This is a genomic window from Brevundimonas sp. FV1ps31S, assembly GCF_058681265.1.
This window is the reverse complement of sequence record NZ_CM178735.1, coordinates 152162-172959: the sequence shown is the minus strand read 5'-3', so window position 1 is coordinate 172959 and position 20798 is coordinate 152162. Positions and strand designations below refer to the sequence as shown.

The window sequence follows — 20798 nt, the reverse complement described above, 5'->3', positions numbered from 1 at the left end:
GAACATGCTATATGCCGTTCGTGACGACCGCCGCCGCCCCCGCAACGCTTCCGCCGCTGTTCGCCGACTGGTTCGTCGCGCGCGGCTGGTCGCCTCGGCGCCATCAGTTGGAGATGGCCGCGGCGGCTCAGGCCGGGAGCCACGCCCTGCTGGTCGCACCGACCGGCGGAGGCAAGACCCTGGCCGGCTTCCTGCCTAGTCTGATCGACCTGGCGGAACGCGGCCCCAAGCCGCAGACGGGACCGGGATCCGGCGTCCACACCCTCTATCTGTCGCCGCTGAAGGCCCTGACCACCGACGTCGAGCGCAATCTGATGACGCCGATCCGCGAGATCGGGCTGAACATCCATGTCGAGACCCGAACGGGCGACACCAAACAGTCCAAGCGCCAGCGTCAGCGCGATTTCCCGCCCGACATCCTGCTGACCACGCCCGAACAACTGGCCCTGTTTTGCGCCTGGGAAGGGGCGCGGTCCTATTTCGCCGACCTGAAATGCGTCGTGCTGGACGAGGTGCACGCGATCTGGAGCGGCAAGCGTGGGGACCTGCTGTCGCTGGGGCTGGGACGGCTGCAGCAGTTTTCGCCGGGTATGCGTCGGGTGGGGCTGAGCGCCACGATCGAGGACCCCGATCTGATCCGGGGGTGGCTGGCCCCGAGACTTCCTTCTCCCGCAAGGGGAGAAGGAGTCGTGCTCGTCAAAGGCGACCCCGGCGCGCCGGCCGTCATCGATGTGCTGATCTCAGAGGGCAAAGTCCCCTGGGCCGGCCACACGGGCCAGCATGCCATCCCTGAGGTCTACGCCGCCATTCAGCGCGCCGGACTGGCCCTGATCTTCGTCAACACCCGCTGGCAGTCGGAGTTCGTCTTCCAGCAGCTGTGGGCGATCAACGACGACAATCTGCCCATCGGCCTGCACCACGGCTCGCTCGCGGCGGAGCAAAGGCGCAAGGTCGAGGCGGCCATGGCGCGCGGCGATCTGAGGGCCGTCGTCTGCACCTCGACGCTCGACCTGGGCATCGACTGGGGCGACGTCGACCTGGTCATCCAGATGGCCGCTCCCAAGGGCTCCAGCCGTCTGGTCCAGCGGATCGGCCGCGCCAACCACAGGCTGGACGAGCCGTCACGCGCTCTTTTGGTGCCCGCCAGCCGGTTCGAGATGCTGGAATGCCAGGCGGCGCGCGAGGCCGTGGCCGACAACGCCTTCGACTGGGAGCCGATCCATATCGGCACCCTGGATGCGCTGGCCCAGCACGTCATGGGCGTCGCCTGCTCCGAAGCCTTCGACATCCAGGCCCTGTATGACGAGATCACCGGCTGCGGCCCCTATCGCGACCTGACCTGGGAGCAGTTCGAAGAGGTGGTCGATTTCGTCGCCACCGGCGGCTACGCCCTGCGCACCTACGACCGGTTCGCCCGCATCGTCCGCACCCCGGACGGCCGCTGGAAGGTGCGGAACCAGCACATCGCCCAGCGCCACCGGATGAACGTCGGCGCCATCGTCTCGGCCGGAACCCTGAACGTGCGGATCGCCGGCCGTCGCGGCGGGGCCTCGCGCCAGTTGGTCCCAGGCCGCAAGGTGGGCGAGGCCGAGGAATGGTATTTCGAACAGCTGACGCCCGGCGACACCTTCCTGTTCGCCGGCCAGGTCTGGGCTTTCCAGGGCATCGTCGGGACCGACGCCCTGGTCAGCCACGCCAATGACAAGGAGCCCAAGATCCCGTCCTGGGGCGGGTCCAAATTCCCCCTGTCCACCTCCCTGGCCGACCGGGTGCGCACCATGGTTCAGGACCCGGATCGCTGGCGCGTCCTGCCGCCTGACGTGCAGGAATGGCTGGAGCTTCAGGCCGAGCGGTCCGCCATTCCCGACGCCGAATCCATGCTGGTCGAGACCTTCCCGCGCGGCAGTCGGCATTTCCTGGTCGCCTATCCCTTCGAAGGCAATCTGGCCCACACCACCCTGTGCATGCTGCTGACCCGGCGGCTGGACCGGCTGGGCGTCGGGCCGCTGGGTTTCGTCGTCACCGACTATTCGCTGGCCATCTGGTCGATCAAGCCGATGGACCAGATCGACCTGGACGCCCTGTTCCAGTCCGACATGCTGGGCGACGACCTGGAGGCCTGGCTGGAGGAGAGCTTCATGATGAAGCGCTCCTTCCGCAATTGCGCCCTGATCTCCGGCTTGATCGAACGTCGCCAGCCCGGCGCCGAAAAGACCGGCCGCCAGGTGACCTTCTCGACCGACCTGATCTACGACGTGCTCCGCCGCCACCAACCCGACCATCTGTTGCTGAAGACCGCCCGCGCCGACGCCGCGTCAGGCCTGCTGGACGTGGCGCGGCTGGGCCAGATGCTGGCGCGGATCGAGGGCCGGATCCGGCATCAACCCCTGACCCGTCCCTCGCCCTTCTGCGTGCCGGTCCTAGTCCAGATCGGGCGAGAGCGGGTGAGCGGCGACGCGGCCGAAATGATCCTGGACGAAAGCGCCGAACATCTGATCGCCGAAGTCATGGCCGACGCGGAGCCCGAGGCCGCATGAACGCCGCCCTGAGACAGAGCCTGGCGCGCAAGACCTGTGGCGCCCTGCGGGTCCGGGTCGCCGGCGAGGTGTGCGATCTGCGCTGTTCCGGCGCACTATGGGCCCCGGCCTTCCGCGCCTTGATCGTCGCCGACCTGCACCTCGAAAAGGGCTCGGCCTTCGCCGTGCGCGGCCAGATGCTGCCGCCCTTTGACAGCCGCGCCACCCTCGACCGGCTGGAGGCCGAGATCCGCGAACTTGATCCGGCCCTGATCGTCCTGCTGGGCGACAGTTTCCACGACTCCAGCGCCATCGCCCGTATGGCGGCCGAGGATCGGGCGCGACTGGACAGGCTGGCCGCCGGACGGGACTGGATCTGGCTGGAGGGCAATCACGACCGCGAGGCCTTGGCGCGTGACGCCGAGGCCGGCCCGCGCCTGCCCGGCCGCATCGTCGGCGACATGATCCTGGGCGGCCTGCGGCTGACACACGAACCGGAAACCCGCACCCCGGACGACGACCGCCACGGCGAGGTCGCCGGTCATCTCCATCCCTCCGCCCGCGTCGTCGCCTATGGTCGCGGAGTCCGCCGCCCCTGTTTCGTCACAGACGGATCTCGCCTGGTTCTCCCCGCCTTCGGGGCCTTCGCCGGCGGGCTCAGCGTGCGCGACCCCGCCTTCGCCGGCCTGTTCGCCCAGGAGCCGATGGCTGCGGTCCTGGGACGCGACAAGGTTCACGCCGTCGCCTGGGACCGTCTCCCCTAGGGTCCGCAGGCAAGGCCGCGCACCGCGAATTAAATTACGACGGTCGTTTACGGTCGGTTGTCATGTCCGAGGGCAAGCTGATCTCATGACTCTCAGAACGAGACCGGCCATGCAGGCGGAAGCCCAGAATTTCGACATTGCGCCCCCCGCGAGCGCCGTGGCTCCCGACGTCATGGATCAGCTTGAAACAGCCCGCGCCCTGGTCGAGAGTCGCTTCTCCGACGCTGGCGAGCGTTTGGCCGGATCGCTCGAAATGGTCGGCCGACTGATCGAGGCGCTCGATCGACTGGGTCTGACCCTGAATGCGGACTCGGTGTCCCATACCACCAACGAACTGCTGCTGACGGCGCAGAGTCTGAACGCGCTGCCGCTCGCCCAGACGCGTCGGGTGTCGCAGCTGGACCAGTTGAAAGCCGCCGGCGGCAAGCTGGAAGCCCATATCGACGTGATGCGCACGACGCTGCGCTATCTTCGAGCCTTCGCCCTGAACGTCAAGATCACGGCGGGCGCGACCATGAGCGCGGCTGACGAGTTCGCCGGCTTCGCTGAACGCATGTGCGACCAGCTGGACCTGGGCGTCTCGGAACTGAGCGAACTGAGTGAGGAACTGAAACGCCTGTCCGGGCAGCTGGACGGCGCGCTGGTCTTCGAACAGACGCTGGGCAGCAAGTATAAGCAACTGATCCCGACGGTGCCCGACAAACTGGCCGTGGACGCCGAGGCCATCCGCGTCCACCACGCCCGCATCGCCGAAGTCGCCGGTTCGGTCGCCGCCATCGCGCGCGACATCCAGACCAAGGTCGGCAAGGCTTTGATGGCCTTGCAGATCGGCGACATCACCCGCCAAAGGATCGAACACGTCCAACTGGGCATCGAGGTCGCGGCCCGCATCGTTCGCGAAACGGACCTGTCGCCAGAAGCACGCGACCGCGCCGAACGTCGGCTGCTGCACATGGTCGCCGATCAGATGGCCGACACCGCGTCCGACTTCGAGGCCGAGGCCGCCAAGGTGACGGGCAGTCTGGCGGGCATGGCCCATGACACCAATCAGATCATGGTCGTCAACGGCCTGTCCGACGGCGGAGGCGACCTGCGCGACCTCGAGACCAGCCTGGGACGCGCCGGCCTGCTGGTCGACGACGTCACTGCGGCCATGACCAACGCCGAGCGCATCAGCGGCGAGACCGTCTCGGCCGTCGAGGCGCTGAGCCGACGCGTGGGCGCCATCCAGAAGGTCAAGCGCGACATTCAGCAGATGGCCATCAACAGCAGCCTGCGGTGCAACCGCCTGGGCGAAATCGGCAAGCCGTTGAGCGTCATCGCCATCGAGTTGAGCAGCCACGCCACCCACCTCGAAGAGGCGGCCGATCAGACCCTGGGGTCCTTGACGGCCCTGGCCGGTCTCGCCGACGGCATGGGAACGACAGCCCCGGACGAGACCCACGTCGACGCCGGTCGCCTGGAAGGCGTGCAAAAACAGTTGCGTCGCGCAGCGGACGTGGTCGAAAACGATCTCGCCGGCCTGGGCGCCCATGGCGAGGCCACCGCGCGCTCGCTGGGCCTCGCTGCGGACCAGTTGGGTCTCAAGGAAGATCTGGGCGACGCCCTGCACACGGCGGCCATTGCGCTGGCGACGGCGGCGGGCCCGGTCGTCGAGGACCTAACCGACATCGCCGGCGTGGTGGACGCCGCCATGACCGAGATCGGCCGCAGCTACACCATGGCGCGCGAGCGGACCATCCACGCCGCACACGCCGTCTTCACCGGATCGGACGCCGCGCCGATGGCGGACTCGACGGAAGACGCCGTCGTGGCTCCGGCGGAAGTCGAGGCCCTCGACGAATTCGACGATGTCCTGTTCTGAATCCAGAGGCGACGGCGGGAACCGGCCGTACGGCTGACCCGGCCCCTCGACGGGGCCGGGCTTCAGCCCTTAACGCGCCCGATCGACGGCCATGATCTCGCGCGCGATATGTTCCAGCGCCATGATCTTCTGGGCGGCGTCGCGCGCTATGGCCTCCTTGGGCATTCCGAAGACGACCGAGGTCGCCTCGTCCTGGGCCACGGTCACGGCGCCCGCCTCCTTCATCTCAAGCAGCCCGCGCGCGCCGTCGTCGCCCATGCCCGTCATGATCACGCCCATGGCGTTGCGGCCGGCGGCTCGCGCGGCGGAACGGAAGAGCACATCGACGGACGGCCGGTGCCGCGACACCGGCGGGCCGTCCTTGATGGCGACCTGATAACGCGCGCCCTGACGTTCCAGCAGCATATGTTTGTCGCCCGGCGCGATCAGGACGTGCCCCCTCAGGACGGGATCGCCGTGCTGGGCCTCCTTGACCTCCACCTCGCAGAGGCTGTTGAGCCGTTTGGAGAAGGCGGCGGTAAAGCCGGCCGGCATGTGCTGGACGATGACGATTCCGGGCGCATTGGCCGGCAGGGCCTGCAGCACCTCGCGGAGCGCCTCGGTTCCGCCGGTCGAGGCGCCGAGACAGGCGACCATCTCGGTCGTGCGCGCCATGGCCGCCCCGGTCGGCGGCGGCAGCATGGCGTCGGCCGTCAGCTTGGTCCCGGGATCCAGGGTCCGTGTCGCAGGGCGACGGCCGCCCACGCGCGCGCGCGCAGCGGCCTTGACCACGTCGCGTATGCGGTCAGCGCTCTCGGCCAGATGATCGGCCGCGCCGATACGCGGCTTCAGGATGATGTCGACGGCCCCGGCCTCCAGCGCCTGCATCAGGGTCTCGGACCCGGCCTCGGTCAGGGACGAGCACATGACGACCGGGATCGGCCGCTGCGACATCAGCTTGCGCAGGAAGGTGATGCCGTCCATCCGAGGCATCTCGACGTCCAGGGTGATGACGTCCGGCACATCCTCGGCGATCCGGCGCGCGGCGACAAAGGGGTCGGAGGCGACCCCCATCACTTCGATGCCGGGATCGGCCGAGAGCACGTCGACCAGGGTCTGACGGACACTGGCCGAGTCGTCGATGACCAGGACGCGGACCTTGGGCATGGGATCAGGTCTTTCTGAAGACGGTATTGGCCACGGTGACCAGAGGCAGTTCGACGCCGGTGATGCTTTCCGAATGGCCGATGAACAGATAACCGCCGCGCTTCAACCGGTCGCACAGCCGTTGCAGCACCTTGGCCTGAGTCTGTTTGTCGAAATAGATCATCACGTTGCGGCACATGATGAAGTCGAACGGGTCGCCGACGGAATAGCTGTCGTCCATCAGGTTCAGCCGCGCCAGGGCCAGCTTGGCGCGGAGCGAAGGGTGGATGCGCACCTCGCGCCGCTTGGCGTCGCGGGCGGTCATGACCCAGCGCCGACGCATCTCGTCCGGGACGGGTGCGATCATCTCGCTCGCATAGACTCCGCGATGGGCCGCCTCCAGGACGTCGGTCGAGAGGTCGGTGCCCAGGATCTCGTAGTCCGGCCCGCTTTGACGCTCCATATAGTCCTGCAACACCATGGCCATGGTGTAGGGCTCGGCTCCCGTCGAACAGGCGGCGCTCCAGGCGCGCACGCGACGCAGGCCCGCCTGGTGGAATTCGGGCATCATCCGCTGGGACATGAACTCGAAATGCTTGGGTTCGCGGAAGAAGTCCGTCTTGTTCGTCGTGACCGCATCGATCAGATGGATCGACTCCGTTTCCAGGCCGTCGTGGCGGAACAGGTACTCGCAATAGGCGTCGAAGGTGGCGTAACCCGTATGGCGCAGGCGGCGGCGCAGCCGGCCCTCCAGCATGGTGCGCTTTGACGACGGCATCTTGATGCCGCTGTAGTCGTAGATATAGCGGGCCAGACGCTCAAAATTGCGGGCGCTGATCTGGTCGATGACTTGCGCGGGTTCACGCAGGGTGGTCGCAGCGGACACGATCTAGGGGGCCCTTTCGGGGAAGGAGGGAGACCGCGGCGTCATCAGGCGGCGCGGTCCACGTCGGCGAGGGCGGCCAGGGAGACCGCGTCGGTGGTCGACATCAGGCGCGGCAGGTCGATCAGGACTACGAACCCCTCAGGCCGGCGCACCACGCCCGAGATGTATTCTGAACGCCACTTCACCCCGATGTCGGGGGCGGACTCGATCTGCTCCTCGGCGAAGGGCGTCACCTCGAACACACGATCGGCGACCAGACCCAGGCTCAGGGTCCGGTCCTCCAGCGGCACGTCCAGCACCAGGATGCGAGTGTTCAGCGTCGGCTTGGCCGGCGCCATGCCCAGGCGGATCCGCAGATCCGCCGTCGGCACGCCGCGCCCGCGCACGTCCGTCAGCCCCAGAAGATAGGCGGGACCGTTCGGGATCTTGGACGGCTCCTGATAGTTCAGGATTTCCCGCACCAGGCCGACCGGGGCGGCGAAGACCTCGTCGCCCAGGCCGAAGGTGACGTACTGGCCCGCTTCGGCGGCGGACATCAGGCGCTCTCCCGGAAGTCCATGTCCTCGGCGTCCGCGCCGCCCGTGGCCATGTCCAGGGCGAAGCCGTTGGCCCGGGCCTGCTGGGCGTGGACGGCCGGGCGGTTGACCGGCTTGGGCGTCGAGGCCTTGGCCGCAGCCGGTTTGCCGGGCGAGGCCTTGAAGCTGGACTTCGCCGCCGCGCGGGCCGGGACGCGACCGCCCGCCGTATCGGTGCGGAAGAAGGCGATCGAGGTCTGCAGTTCCTCGGCCTGGGCCGCCAGTTCCTCGGAGGTGGCCGACATCTGCTCGGACGCGCCGGCGTTCTGCTGGGTCACCTTGTCCAGTTGCTGGATGGCCTCGTTGATCTGGCTGGCGCCGACGTCCTGCTCGCGGCAGGCGGCGCTGATCTCGGAGACCAGTTCGGCGGTCTTGCGGATGTCCGGCACCAGGCGTTGCAGCATGTCGCCGGCTTCCTGGGCCGCCTTGACGGTGTCGCCCGAGACCGAGCTGATCTCGGCGGCGGCCGTCTGGCTGCGTTCGGCCAGTTTGCGCACTTCCGAGGCGACGACGGCGAAGCCCTTGCCGTGTTCCCCGGCGCGGGCGGCCTCGACCGCCGCGTTCAGGGCCAGCAGATCGGTCTGACGCGCGATCTCCTGCACGATGCCGATCTTCTCGGCGATGGTGCGCATGGCGTCGACCGCGCGGTTGACCGCCTCGCCGCTGGCCTCGGCGTCCTTGGACGACTGACGCGAGATCTTCTCGGTCTGGGCGGCGTTGTCGGCGTTCTGCTTGATGTTGGCGGCCATCTCTTCCATCGAGGCCGAGGCCTGTTCGGCGGCGGCGGCCTGTTCGGTCGCGCCCTGGCTCATCTGTTCCGAGGTGGCCGACAGTTCCTGGCTGCCCGAGGAGACGTTGTCGGCGGCCGACAGGGCGTCGCCGACCACGCCGCGCAGGCGCTCGACCATGGTCTGCAGCGACAGGCCCAGGGTGTCCTTATCCGACAGCGGCTTGGGCTGGACGGTCAGGTCGCCCTGGGCGATCTCGTCGGCCATCGCAGCGGTGGTCCTCAGATTGACGACCATTCTCTCCAGCGAAATGCCCAGGGTGTCCTTATCCGACATGGGTTTGGGCTGAACGCTCAGGTCGCCGTTGGCGATCTCGTCCGCCATCGCGGCGGTGCCTCTCAGATTGCCGACCATCCTCTGCAGGGAGAGACCCAGGATGTCCTTGTCCGACAGCGGCTTGGGCTGAACGCTCAGGTCGCCCTGGGCGATCTCGTCGGCCAGGGCGGCCGTGGCCTTCAGGTTGGCGGTCATGCGGTTGACGGTGTCGACCAGATCCTTGATCTCGTCATTGGTCGTGACGGCGACGTCCTGGTTCAGGTCGCCGATCGCGACGGCGTCGATCGCCGTCGAGACCTTGCGCAGACCCAGGGTGACGGTGCGCGAAATCCACAGAGCCGCGACCACGCCGATGATCAGACCGGCGGCGACCAGGGCGATGAACAGGTTGCGCGCCTCGGAAAACACCTTGTCCCCTTCGGCGCTGGCGGCGGTGCCGCCTTCGACATTGAGGCTCACCAGCTTGACCAGGTCCGCCGACATGTCGTCGTACAGGGGCTTGCTGTCCAGCATGGCCTGGGCGGCCGCCTCGTTCTGATTGGCGCGGGAGAAGCCGAGCATCCGCTCTCCGTCCCGCAGATAGTTTTCGTACTTGTCCGCGAACTGATCATAGAGCGCCCGCTCCGAGTCGGAGGAGATCAGGGCTTCATACTTGGCGCGGTCGCTTTTGATGGCGTTCAGAGTCGTGACGATGTCCTGATCGACCGCAGCCATTCGCGCGGGATCGGTCGATGTGACGTGAGCATACTGCTGTGCCCGCAGATCCGACGTCGCCGTGTTGATGCGGTGGATCGCGTCGATACTGGGCATCCAGTTCGTGGTGATGATCGTCGACTGGTCGTTGACGCTGCTCATCTTCAGGACACCCACGATCCCGAGAACCAGCGAGATCGCCAGCACAGCGGCGAAGGCCCCGGCCAGTTTCATCTTGATCGTAGCGCGCATGTAATGCTCCTTCAGTGAGGCAGGCCGGGACCGTCAGGCCGCCCGGTCGATGTTGGAAAAGGACGAGAGAGAGACAGCGTCGGTGCTGGACAACAGTCGGGGCAAATCAATGAGGACGACGAAGCCTTCGTCACGTCTCACCACGCCCGCGATATAGTCGGAACGCCACTTGATCCCGATGTCGGGCGAGGGCTCGATCTGATCGGCGGTGAAGGCCGTCACCTCGAACACCCGGTCGGCGATCAGACCCAGGCTCAGGGTCCGGTCCTCCAGTGGGATATCCAGCACCAGGATACGGGTGTTCAGCGTCGGTTCGGTCGGCGCCATGCCCAGGCGGATCCGCAGATCCGCCGTGGGAACCCCCTGCCCCCGCACGTCCGTCAGCCCCAGAAGATAGTCGGGACTGTTGGGGATGCGCGACGGCGGTTGATAGGTCAGGATTTCCCGCACCAGGCCGACCGGGGCGGCGAAGACTTCATCGCCCAGGCCGAACGCGACATACTGACCCTCTTCGGCGCCGGACATCATGCGCTCTCCCGGAAGTCCATGTCCTCGGCGTCCGCGCCGCCCGTGGCCAGATCCAGGGCGAAGCCCTTGGCGCGGGCCTGCTGGGCGTGGACGCTGGGCTTGGCCGGCGCTGACTTGGCGGCCGGGCGTGCAGCCGGCTTGGCGGCGGGCTTGAAGGTCGAGGCGCGGGCCGGAGCGCGGGCCGGGGCCCGGGCGCCGCTGCGACCGCCCGCCGTATCGGTGCGGAAGAAGGCGATCGAGGTCTGCAGTTCCTCGGCCTGGGCCGCCAGTTCCTCGGAGGTGGCCGACATCTGCTCGGACGCGCCGGCGTTCTGCTGGGTCACCTTGTCCAGTTGCTGGATGGCCTCGTTGATCTGGCTGGCGCCGACGTCCTGCTCGCGGCAGGCGGCGCTGATCTCGGAGACCAGTTCGGCGGTCTTGCGGATGTCCGGCACCAGGCGTTGCAGCATGTCGCCGGCTTCCTGGGCCGCCTTGACGGTGTCGCCCGAGACCGAGCTGATCTCGGCGGCGGCCGTCTGGCTGCGTTCGGCCAGCTTGCGCACTTCCGAGGCGACGACGGCGAAGCCCTTGCCGTGTTCCCCGGCGCGGGCGGCCTCGACCGCCGCGTTCAGGGCCAGCAGGTCGGTCTGACGCGCGATCTCCTGCACGATGCCGATCTTCTCGGCGATGGTGCGCATGGCGTCCACCGCGCGATTGACCGCCTCGCCGCTGGCCTCGGCGTCCTTGGACGACTGACGCGAGATCTTCTCGGTCTGGGCCGCGTTGTCGGCGTTCTGCTTGATGTTGGCGGCCATCTCCTCCATCGAGGCCGAGGCCTGTTCCGCGGCGGCGGCCTGTTCGGTCGCCCCCTGGCTCATCTGTTCCGAGGTGGCCGACAGTTCCTGGCTGCCCGCCGAGACGTTGTCGGCGGCCGACAGGGCGTCGGTGACGACGCCGCGCAGGCGCTCGACCATGGTCTGCAGCGACAGACCCAGGGTGTCCTTATCCGACAGCGCCTTGGGCTGGACGGTCAGGTCGCCGTTGGCGATCTCGTCGGCCATGGTGGCGGTGGCCTTCAGATTGTCCGTCAGCCGGTTGAAGGCGTTGACCAGATCCTTGATCTCGTCGTTCGACTTGATCTCGACCCGCTCGTCCAGGTCGCCGATGGCGACGGCGTCGGCCACGGTCATCAGGCGGCTCAGGCCGGCGCTGATGCCCAGGGCGATCCACAGGGCGAAGGCCACAGCGATGGCCAGTGCGGCCAGCGTCAGAACGATCACGAGATTGCGAGTGTCGGCGTATTGTTTGCCCGTGTCGTCGTCCGCCTGGACCATGGCGGCCTGGTTGCGCGCCACGATCTTCTGGAAGATTTCCGTCATCTCGGTCGCGACTTCACGACCTTCCCCATTGGAAAGAGCGATGGCTTCCGCATTCTGCCCGGCGCGCACCAGTTCAGCCATCCGGCTTTCCATCGTCGTCATCTGCGACAACAGGGCTTCCAGTCTTTGCCAATCCGTCTTGCCGGCGGCGGAGGCTTTTTCTTCGCCTGCCGCAAGGAGCTCAGCCATGGCTTCACGGGCCTGTTCGCCGGTCGCTACATGGCGGCTCATTTCCTCAGCGCTTGAGGAAAGGACCAGGTTCTTTTCCGCCCGGATCGATTCCAGCAGGCGAATATTCGCCGTCTGAGAATTCTCCAGCCGCTTCGCCGGACCCGCGATCACGTCGGAGATCGCCTGGTTGAGATTGCCCAGGCTATAGACGCCCAGAGCGGCGACGCCGACGAGCAGGATGATCATCATCCCGAAGCCTGCGGCCAGTTTAGCCTTGATGGTGAAACGCATACTCAGTCCCCCTGAAATCGGTCAATGACGCGTGGCGGACGGGACCGGCTGACGGGCGTCCTGTTGCTGGTTGAAAATGGTCTGGAGGTCGGGAACGACGATGAACTCGCCGCCCCGCTTGACCAGGCATTGGATGAACTCGGGTCGCCAGCGCATGCCGACGCTGGGCGGCGCCTCGGAGTCGGCGCGGGCCAGGGTGGTGACCTCGTGGACCTTGTCGGTGCGCAGACCGACCAGGGTGGGTTCGCCGGACAGTTCGATCTCGATGACGACGATCCGGCTGTCGATCGTGGGGGCGCCCCGCTCGAGCCCGAAGGCGACGCGCAGGTCGGACAGCGGAATGACCTTGCCGCGGAAGTTGATCACCGCTCCGGCGAAGGCGCCGGCGCCCGGCACAACGGTCTCGGGAACCAGATCCATGATCTCCTGCACGCCGACGGCGTGGAGGGCGAACAGCTCGCCGTTCAGTTCGAAGGTCAGGACCTCGACCTGTTCGGCGCCGGTCCAGCCGGGGGCGGTGGCGAGTTCGGTCTGGGTGCTCATATCGCCTCGCGCATCTGCGCCTCCTGCTGCTGGCCCTTGGCGACCAGGTGTCCGACATCCAGGATCAGGGCCACGCCGCCGTCGCCTAGGATGGTGGCGCCCGAGAAGGTCGGCAGGCCGGAATGGAGCTTGGACATCGACTTGATGACGGTCTGGTGGTCGCCGATGATCTGATCGACGACCAAGCCGATCCGCTCGGTCCCGGTCGAGACGACCACGACCTTCTGGTGCAGTTCGGGCGGGGTTCCGGTCTCGAACATTTCGCGCAGGCGCAGATAGGGCACCAGGCTGTTGCGCAGCGAGATGAAGCTGCGACCGCGCGACCGCAGATCCTCGTCCAGCGACAGTTCCAGGCATTCCTCGACGGCGCCCAGCGGGATGACGTAGCGGCCCTGGCCGACGCGGACCAGCAGGCCGTCGATGATGGCCAGGGTCAGCGGAATGCGCAGCGACACCTCCGAGCCTTCGCCCGGACGGCTGGCGATGTCGATCGAGCCGCGCAGGCTTTCGATGGTGCGTTTCACCACGTCCATGCCGACGCCGCGGCCGGACAGATTGGTCACCGCCGCCGCCGTCGAGAAGCCGGGGTGGAAGATCATCTGCAGCAGATCATGGTCGCTGAGCGTCGCGCCCGGCTCGATCAGCCCCTGCGTCTCCGCCTTGGCGCGCACCCGGTCGCGGTCGATGCCGCGGCCGTCGTCGCGGATGGTGATGACCACCTCGCCGCCCGACTGATGGGCCGACAGGCGGATACGCCCCGTGGCGGGCTTGCCGGCGGCGGCCCGATCCTCGGCCGTCTCCAGCCCGTGATCCGCCGCGTTGCGGATCAGGTGGACCAGGGGGTCGGCGAGGCGTTCGATGACGGTCTTGTCGATCTCGGTCGTCTCGCCGTCGGTCGAGAGCTCGATGACCTTGCCGGTCTCGCGGGCCAGGTCGTGGACCAGCCGGCGGAACCGACCAAACAGGGTGGCCACCGGCACCATGCGCAGCACCATCATGGTGTCGCGAAGTTCGCCCGACAGCCGCTCGATCTCCTCCGACACGGCGCGCAGGGCGGTGTCGGTTCCGGAGTTGGAGATCTGGGTCAGGCGCGACTGGGCGATCACCAGTTCGCCGACCCGGTCCATCAGTTCGTCCAGGCGGTCGGCCGGCACGCGCACGCTCTCGACCGCCTTGGCCGCCTTGGCGCCGCCGGCTTCGACGGGATCATTGGCGATCCCCGCAGCGGCCTGGGCCGGCGCGGGGGCCGCAACAGGAGCGACGGCCTGCTCAGGCGCCGGCTGGGACGGTTCAGCGACGGACACGCTCTCGACCGGCGACGCCTCGTCCAGCTCCCCGTTCAGCGCCTCGATCGACAGGTTCATGTCGTCGATGACGAAGATGAAGACGTCCTCGATGGCCCCACGCCCCTGATCGGTGGTCAGGGTCACATCCCAGGCCAGATAGTGGTCCGTCGGATCAATCTGGTTCAGCGGCGGCACGCGCGAGGCGTCCACAACCACCCGGGCCTCGCCCAGGTCCCGCAGCTCGGCCAGCAGAGCCAAGGGATTGGAGCCATTCTTGAAGGCGTTGGCCGGCAGGTCGAACTTGATCCGCCACGTGGTCAGGTCCGGCGTCACGACGGCGAGCGGACCGGCGCTGTCCGCCTCGCGCACGGCGCGTTCCAGATCGGCCAGCAGCAGATCGCCCGCCGCGCCGTGATCCCCTGACGGATCTTCCATCAGCTGACGCATATGGTCGCGTGCAGCAAGGACGGCCGAAACCAGGTCGGTCGTCGCCGCCACCTCGCCCTTGCGGACGCGGTCGAAAGCGGTCTCGCAGTGGTGGGTGAAACCGGCCAGGGCGTCAAAGCCGAACATCGACCCCGAGCCCTTCAGGGTGTGCAGGCCCCTGAAGACGGCGTCGACCAGATCGCGATCCTCGGGCCGGTCCAGCAGATCCAGCAACCCTTGCTCGATCAACTCCAGGTTTTCTCGCGCTTCGACCTGGAAAACGGCGATGGCTTCGTCGCTCATCGTCCCAGAACCTTCTTGGCGATCCGGACCAACTGGTCGGGATCGAAGGGTTTGGTCAGCCACCCGGTGGCGCCCGCAGCCTTGGCGCGGGCCTTCATGCCCTCGTCGGATTCTGTCGTCAGAAAGACGATCGGAACCCCCATCTGATCAGGCATTCGGCGCATCTCCTCGATCATTGTCAGGCCGTCCATAACCGGCATGTTCAGATCCGTGATGATCAGGTCGAAGGCGCTGGCCTTGGCCTTTTCGATTCCTTCGGCGCCATTGCCGGCCTCGGCGACCGAATAGCCCGCATTGGTCAGCGCAATCTTCAGCGCGACCCGGATACTGGGCGAATCGTCGACAGTGAGAATGGAGGCCGTCATTGAGCGGTTCCTTCGTGAAGCCAGAACTGGAGATCGTCGGCGGAGGCGTCGGTGAGGAAGCCGGCTGCATCGAGAACAGGCGCGAATTCCGTACCCGGACGTTCCAGCACCAGGGTCTTGCCTACAGCCCGCGCATGGCGTCTTGCCGACTCAATCAGTTGCAATCCACAGAGATCGACGGCCTGTCCGTCGACGAGGTCGAGACTAATCGTGTCGTCCTCTTCAAAGGCGTCGAGGAAGGATTGCTGAAGAACGGCGACGTTCTTCACCACCAGTGCGGCGTCGATCAACAGCCGTTTCGTCATGCTTGACCCCCATGCAAGGGCGCACGCCCTACATCTGATAACCATGATCGTCGGGGTCTGTTAAACCGCTCTCAAGGTCGAGGTAGGGGATTATACCTAGCTTGGCCATAAGCAACGGGAGGCTGTGTGCTTAACCTCGACTTCACCTCCAATGAACTAAGGTGGTTCACTCAGCAGAATGGCTGTGCGGAGGTCTGAATTGATCGACTTAGGCTTGCGAAGCTCCGATCCAGGGCGCGAGGGTTCCCGGGACGTGGCCTTGCCGGAAGGCCTTCCCTACGAAGGCGACGTCTTCCATGCTCAGATCGTGGACGCCTCGCCGGCCTACATCTGGCTGCTGGATCCGCAAGGACGGATCGTCCACGTCAATCTCGCCGCCACTCGTTTCCAGCCGGACAGACCGGTTCCCCATACGATGGCCTGGCGCGACGCCTGGCCCGCCGACTGCCGCTTCTCCATCGAGCGCGGCGTGCAGGAGGCTCAGGCCGGCAGGGCGTTCGCCTTTCGAACCCGCTTCTCGACCGACCTGTCGTCGGCGGTCTATCTGGACGCGACGGTCAGCGCCGTACGCGATCCCGCCGGACAGATCGTGCGCCTTTTGGTCAAGGCCGAGGACGTCACGACGGAAACCGAGTCTGCGGCCTTTCTCAACACCGTCATCGACGTCCTGCCCCTGGCCCTGACCGTCAAGGACGCAAGAACGGGTCGCTATATCCTCGCCAATCGCGCGGCGGAAAAGCTCTTCGGACGATTCGAGGGCCTGACCGGGCTGCGCGCCGTGGACGTCCTGCCGGCGCCCTTCGCCGAATGGGCCGCCGACGCCGCGCCAGGCATGGGTTCCCAGTCGGCGGTGCACGAGACCCCGGCCCCGAACGGCCTGCGGTATTTGTCCGCGACCAAGGTGGCGACCTACGACGACGAGGGCGTGCGCCATCTGATCGGCCTGACCGAGGACATCACGCACAAGCAGCGAGACGCCGACGCCCTCCGCTCGGCCCTCGAACAAGCCGAACAGGCCAATCGCGCCCGCAGCGCCTTCGTCAGCAATATAACCCATGAGATCCGCACCCCGCTGAACGGCGTCATCGCCGGGGCCGATCTCCTGGCCGCCCGATCCAGCGCCCCTGAGATTCAGGAGGTGACGGACATGATCCGCTCCTCCGCCGCCGCGCTTCAGGACCGATTCCAGCAGTTACTGGACGTCGCCCATCTGGAGGGCGGGGAGACCGAGCCCTGCCCCGAAACCTTCGCCCTCGCGCCCTATCTCGAACGGCTGGTCGATCTGCACAGGGCCGCCGCGGCGGCCCGCGGCGTGGAGATCGTCACGGAGATGGCCACCGACGTGCCGACCGACCTCGTCTGCGACACGGCCATGCTCGGTCGCGTCCTGGCCCCCTTGCTGAGCAATGCGGTCAAATTCACCCACCAGGGCCAGATCATTCTGGCGGTCGGCCCGCGCCAGGACGGAGGCGTCCGGTTCGCCTGTGTGGACACGGGTGTCGGTTTCGACCCGGGCACGAAGGACGCCCTCTTCGCCGCTTTCCAACAACAGGACGACGCGCTTACACGCCAGTATGGCGGCATGGGCCTGGGGCTTGCACTGGCGAAAGAAGCCGCTCGCTCGCTCGGCGGCTCCATCGACGCCGCGCCGCGCGAAGGCGGAGGCTCGATCTTCTGGCTGGACCTTCCGCCGACCGTCGTGCCGGACAAGACCGCAGGCGAGCCGCTCGCCGACGGCCCGGCGGCGCGCTTGCGGATCCTGGTCGCCGACGACCATCCGACCAACCGCCGTATCCTCGAGATGATGCTCGAGACCGTGGCGGACATCACCGTGGCCGAGGACGGAATCGAGGCGCTCGAAGCGGCGACGCGCGAACGGTTCGACATCATACTGATGGACATCCAGATGCCCCGCATGGACGGCATCACCGCCGTCGCCCGCATTCGCGAGGCGGAACGCCGGGCGTCGCAGCCCCCTGTCCCGGTGATCATGCTGACCGCGAACACCCAGCCCGAACACGTGGCGGCCGCGCGGGCCGCCGGGGCGGACCGCCATCTCGGCAAACCCTTCACCCTGTCCCTGCTTCTGAACGAGATTCAGGCCCAGTTGGCGGATCGGCCCGAGCCGGCGATGCAGGCGCTCGCGGCGGGCGGCTAGGACCGCCGGCTCTTACGCGGCAGGGCGGTCAAGGAGCCGTCCGTTTCGAGAAACACCGCCTCCAGCTCCTCCAGCCGCTCCACCCCGGCCGCACGCGCGGCCGCCTGGACTTCGCCGACCGTCACCCGTTGTCGTCGCATGACCCCGGCCAGCAAATGGCCGTCACGCAGCAGGAGACTCGGCTCGGCCTTGATGAGCCGATCCACGAGATTGAACCGCACGGAGGCGGCGGTGACGACGAATTGCATCAACACCAGAAGCAAGAGGGCTGTGAGCCCCTCGACAAGCGCGAGCGACCGACTGGTGATGATGGAGGCCAGGGTCGAGCCGATGGCGATGGTGATGATCAGATCGAAGGCGTTCAACTTGGACAAAGTCCGCTTGCCCGACAGTCGCAGGATCAGGACCAGGGCGGCGTAGGCGGCCGGCGCGATGATCAGGATGCGCAGCACGCCCTGCCAACCGTCGAACAGGGCTTCGGGGAGCGGACTGGTTTGCATGGCAAGCTAACGACCCAGGCGCCAGCCGGGTTGCTTGCCCCCGGCCGGCGCCTGCGTGCCGCTCGTCAGCGCAGTCGGGCGCCCTGCGCGTCCCAGACCTCCACGTCTCCCAGGTTCAGGGCGCGGACCCCTGTCTCGATCTTCGAAAGATCGCCGACCACGACCCAGGTCATGGCGTCCGGCTGCAGTAGCGAGGCCATGCCCGTGACCGATTCCGGCGTGGCGGCGGCATAACGCTCGGGCAGGGTGGTGATCCAATTGTAGGGATGCTGGAACCGGCTGACATAGCGCAGATAGCCGACCATGGCGCCGTTGGTCTCGAACCGGTCCGGAAGGGTCAAGACTTCGCCGCGTCGCACCAGATCCAGCTCCGCTGCGGTCACAGGCCGGGCGCCGCCGATGTCGTGCAACTCCCTGGCGATTTCCGTCAGCGCCTCGGCGGTGCGGTCGGTCTGTATGCTGGTCGAGACGGAGAAGACCTGCGGGCCCCGTGCGTCCCCGACCCCGCTGCCCGCCCCATAGGTCCAGCCCTTGGCCTCGCGCAGGTTCATGTTCAGCCGCGCGGTGAAGCCTCCGCCGAGCACGCCGTTCAACAGGTCGAAGTCGAAGTTCCGGGGGTCGAGTCCGTCCGGCATGATCTGGCCGACCCGGATCACCGACTGAATCGCGCCCGGCTTGTCGACCAGCACGATGCGAGGCGCCGCCTGGCCGGGCACGGCGGCGATGGTCTTGGCGCCCCTGTCCGAAGCCGGCGCCCGCCAGTCGCCGAAATTCTTCTCCAGCGTCGCCATCAGGGTCGCGAAATCCTCGTCGCCGGCAGCCAGGATCACCGCATTGTCCGGCCGGATATAGCGTTGATGGAAGGCCTTCAGGTCGTCGCGCGTATAGGAGGCGATCGTCTCGGCCCGACCGGCCAGCGGCGCGCCATAGGCGTGGTCGGCGCCATAGATCAGGTTGTTGAAGACGCTGCCTGCGATACTGTCGGGATCGACCAGCGCCTGCTGCAGGCCGGACAGGGACGCCGCGCGCTCCCTCTCCAGGTCGCTGTCGCGGAAGCCCGGGTCGCGGATGTACTGCGCCCACAACGCCACCGTCTCCTCGAACGAGCGGCTCAGGGCCGAAACCGAGAAGTTGGTCGTGTCGGCGTCGCTGTAGGCATAGATGCGGGCGCCCAGCATCTCCTGCGCCTGGGCGAATTCCTGACCGGTCATGGTCGTGGTGCCGTCGTCCATAAGGCCGACGGTGAAGCCCTGCAGCCCCTCCTTAAGGCCCAGATCGGCCGCGCCTCCGGCATCGAAGGCCATGACCATGTCGACCGTGGGCACGCCCTGACGATGCGAATAGAGAACCCGGATCCCGTTCGACAGCCGCCCTTCCTCCAGCGGCGGCAGGCTCAGGTCCGACATCGGTCCCATGCCGGGCAACTGTGTGCGATCGGCGCCGTCCGGTCCGGCCGCGAACTGGGTCTGGGGAACCACGGTCAGCCGGTAGTTCGGGCGAGCGAACCAGGATTTCGCAGCCGCCTGCACCTCGCCGGCCTCCAGCGCGTCGAACCTTTCCTGGTCGATCTGGAACTGGCCCGGATTGTCATCGAACATCGTGCCGCCCGCCAGCATCATCGCCCGGACGAACAGCGACTCAAGCGAGCGGATATTGTCGCCATAGGCGCCGATCTTGTAGCGTTCCAGTTCCTGGGCGGTCGGGCCCTTGTCCAGGAAGCGCGTCAGCTCGTCCTGAAGCACCCGCTCAGCCTCGGCCCGGTCGGCATCAGGCTTGAGGCGTACCTCGATGGTGAAGACGCCGGCGATCGCCGAGCTTTCGTAGTTGGCGGACACGCTGGTGGCCAGTTGCCGGTCCAGCACCAGAGCCTGATGCAAGCGCGACAACCGCCCGCGGCCCAGCACCGATGACGCCATGCGCAGCGCCGGCCCTTCCTCGGCGCCGTGCCCCGGAACCGGCCAGCTCCAGGCCAGGGCCGTCTGCGGCACATTGTCGGCGACCACCTCGGTCTTGACGCGCTCCAGCAGCGGGACCCAGTCGGTCATGCGACCCACCGGCGGGCCGGCCGGAACGCTGGCGAAATAGCGCGTCATCAGTTCGCGCGCCTGCTCCACCGTCACGTCGCCGGCCAGGGTGACCACCGCGTTAGAGGCTCCGTAATAGCGCCGGAACCAGTCCTTCACATCCTCCAGCGAAGCGTCGTTCAGGTCGTCCATCGAGCCGATGACGGTGTGGTTGTAGGGATGGTTGATCGGAAACAGCGCCTCGCCCCGCAACTGGGGCATCATCGCATACGGCCGGTTCTCGTAGGTCCGCTTCTCGTTCTGGACGACACCCCGCTGCTCATCCAGCTTGGCCTGGGTGACGGCGCCCAGCAGATAGCCCATCCGGTCGGATTCGAGCCACAGCACCCGTTCCAGCCCACCGGTCGGAACGACCTCATAGTAGTAGGTCTGGTCCTGCGAGGTGGCGCCGTTGACGGCCGAGACCCCGATTTCCTGCAGCGGCGGCATGTATTCGTCGTCCCGGTGCTCCGAGCCGTTGAACATCAGGTGCTCGAACAAATGGGCGAAGCCGGACTTGCCCTCCGGCTCGTTCATCGATCCGACATGATACCAGACGGCGACCGCGACCTTCGGTGCTGAATGGTCCTCGTGAACCACCACCCGAAGACCGTTCGGCAGGGTGAACCGCTCATACGGAACCAGCGCCTGGCCCTGGGGCGCGGCCTGAGAAGCGGCCTGGGGGGCGGTTTGGGCGACGCTCGCGGTCGAGACGGCGAGCACCGCAGCGACCGACGCCATCAGCAGCATCTTCTTCATCGG

16 protein-coding genes are annotated in these 20798 nt (G+C 67.1%); 4 read left to right on the top strand and 12 right to left on the bottom strand.

From position 1 onward, the window contains the following. Positions 1-11: 11 nt before the first annotated feature. The 3 genes from ACVPT3_RS00790 (at position 12) to ACVPT3_RS00780 (ending at position 5144) form a co-directional block, all read left to right on the top strand. Positions 12-2537 carry a ligase-associated DNA damage response DEXH box helicase gene (locus ACVPT3_RS00790; RefSeq protein WP_492042339.1) on the top strand — a complete coding sequence of 842 codons (2526 nt, stop codon included), beginning with the start codon at positions 12-14 and terminating at the stop codon, positions 2535-2537. After that, positions 2534-3280 (top strand): ligase-associated DNA damage response endonuclease PdeM, encoded by a 747-nt coding sequence (gene pdeM / locus ACVPT3_RS00785; RefSeq protein ID WP_492042338.1) that lies wholly within the window; start codon positions 2534-2536, stop codon positions 3278-3280. Before ACVPT3_RS00790 ends, pdeM begins: the two co-directional genes overlap by 4 nt. Positions 3281-3365: 85 nt before the next feature. Then, entirely contained in the window at positions 3366-5144 is a 1779-nt protein-coding gene (locus ACVPT3_RS00780; RefSeq protein WP_492042337.1) for a hypothetical protein, read from the top strand. A 69-nt stretch (positions 5145-5213) separates the two neighbouring features. Here ACVPT3_RS00780 and ACVPT3_RS00775 read toward each other — a convergent pair whose 3' ends face one another. From ACVPT3_RS00775 to ACVPT3_RS00730, 10 genes are read right to left on the bottom strand one after another with little or no spacing between them, the layout of a single operon-like run. Then, positions 5214-6290, bottom strand: coding sequence for a protein-glutamate methylesterase/protein-glutamine glutaminase (locus tag ACVPT3_RS00775; RefSeq protein WP_492042336.1), 1077 nt, complete (start codon positions 6288-6290; stop codon positions 5214-5216). Between the two features lie 4 nt (positions 6291-6294). After that, a complete protein-coding gene (locus ACVPT3_RS00770) occupies positions 6295-7155 on the bottom strand; it encodes a CheR family methyltransferase (RefSeq protein ID WP_492042335.1) in 861 nt (286 codons plus the stop codon). A 44-nt stretch (positions 7156-7199) separates the two neighbouring features. Beyond that, a complete protein-coding gene (locus ACVPT3_RS00765) occupies positions 7200-7691 on the bottom strand; it encodes a chemotaxis protein CheW (protein ID WP_492042334.1) in 492 nt (163 codons plus the stop codon). Then, positions 7691-9739, bottom strand: a complete 2049-nt coding sequence (locus ACVPT3_RS00760) for a methyl-accepting chemotaxis protein (RefSeq protein WP_492042333.1) — start codon at positions 9737-9739, stop codon at positions 7691-7693. Before ACVPT3_RS00760 ends, ACVPT3_RS00765 begins: the two co-directional genes overlap by 1 nt. Before the next feature lie 33 nt (positions 9740-9772). Then, entirely contained in the window at positions 9773-10267 is a 495-nt protein-coding gene (locus tag ACVPT3_RS00755) for a chemotaxis protein CheW (RefSeq protein ID WP_492042332.1), read from the bottom strand. Further along, positions 10264-12087: a methyl-accepting chemotaxis protein gene (locus ACVPT3_RS00750; protein WP_492042331.1), complete on the bottom strand. Its 1824-nt coding sequence runs from the start codon at positions 12085-12087 to the stop codon at positions 10264-10266. The genes ACVPT3_RS00755 and ACVPT3_RS00750 overlap by 4 nt, the downstream gene beginning before the upstream one ends. A gap of 21 nt (positions 12088-12108) precedes the next feature. Continuing rightward, positions 12109-12630 carry a chemotaxis protein CheW gene (locus tag ACVPT3_RS00745; RefSeq protein ID WP_492042330.1) on the bottom strand — a complete coding sequence of 174 codons (522 nt, stop codon included), beginning with the start codon at positions 12628-12630 and terminating at the stop codon, positions 12109-12111. Beyond that, positions 12627-14645 (bottom strand): chemotaxis protein CheA, encoded by a 2019-nt coding sequence (locus tag ACVPT3_RS00740; RefSeq protein ID WP_492042329.1) that lies wholly within the window; start codon positions 14643-14645, stop codon positions 12627-12629. The genes ACVPT3_RS00745 and ACVPT3_RS00740 overlap by 4 nt, the downstream gene beginning before the upstream one ends. Beyond that, on the bottom strand, positions 14642-15010 hold the full coding sequence (locus ACVPT3_RS00735) for a response regulator (protein WP_292122843.1): 369 nt from the start codon (positions 15008-15010) through the stop codon (positions 14642-14644). Before ACVPT3_RS00735 ends, ACVPT3_RS00740 begins: the two co-directional genes overlap by 4 nt. Continuing rightward, positions 15007-15315, bottom strand: coding sequence for an STAS domain-containing protein (locus ACVPT3_RS00730; RefSeq protein ID WP_492042328.1), 309 nt, complete (start codon positions 15313-15315; stop codon positions 15007-15009). Before ACVPT3_RS00730 ends, ACVPT3_RS00735 begins: the two co-directional genes overlap by 4 nt. 259 nt (positions 15316-15574) lie before the next feature. On the opposite strand from ACVPT3_RS00730, the gene ACVPT3_RS00725 reads away from it, so the two are divergent. Then, entirely contained in the window at positions 15575-17473 is a 1899-nt protein-coding gene (locus ACVPT3_RS00725; RefSeq protein ID WP_492042327.1) for a hybrid sensor histidine kinase/response regulator, read from the top strand. Here the strand turns inward: ACVPT3_RS00725 and ACVPT3_RS00720 are convergent. Then, entirely contained in the window at positions 17470-17973 is a 504-nt protein-coding gene (locus tag ACVPT3_RS00720; RefSeq protein ID WP_492042326.1) for a DUF421 domain-containing protein, read from the bottom strand. The two genes, ACVPT3_RS00725 and ACVPT3_RS00720, sit on opposite strands and share 4 nt — an antisense overlap. A 65-nt stretch (positions 17974-18038) precedes the next feature. After that, positions 18039-20795 carry a M16 family metallopeptidase gene (locus ACVPT3_RS00715; protein ID WP_492042325.1) on the bottom strand — a complete coding sequence of 919 codons (2757 nt, stop codon included), beginning with the start codon at positions 20793-20795 and terminating at the stop codon, positions 18039-18041. Positions 20796-20798 lie beyond the last annotated feature (3 nt).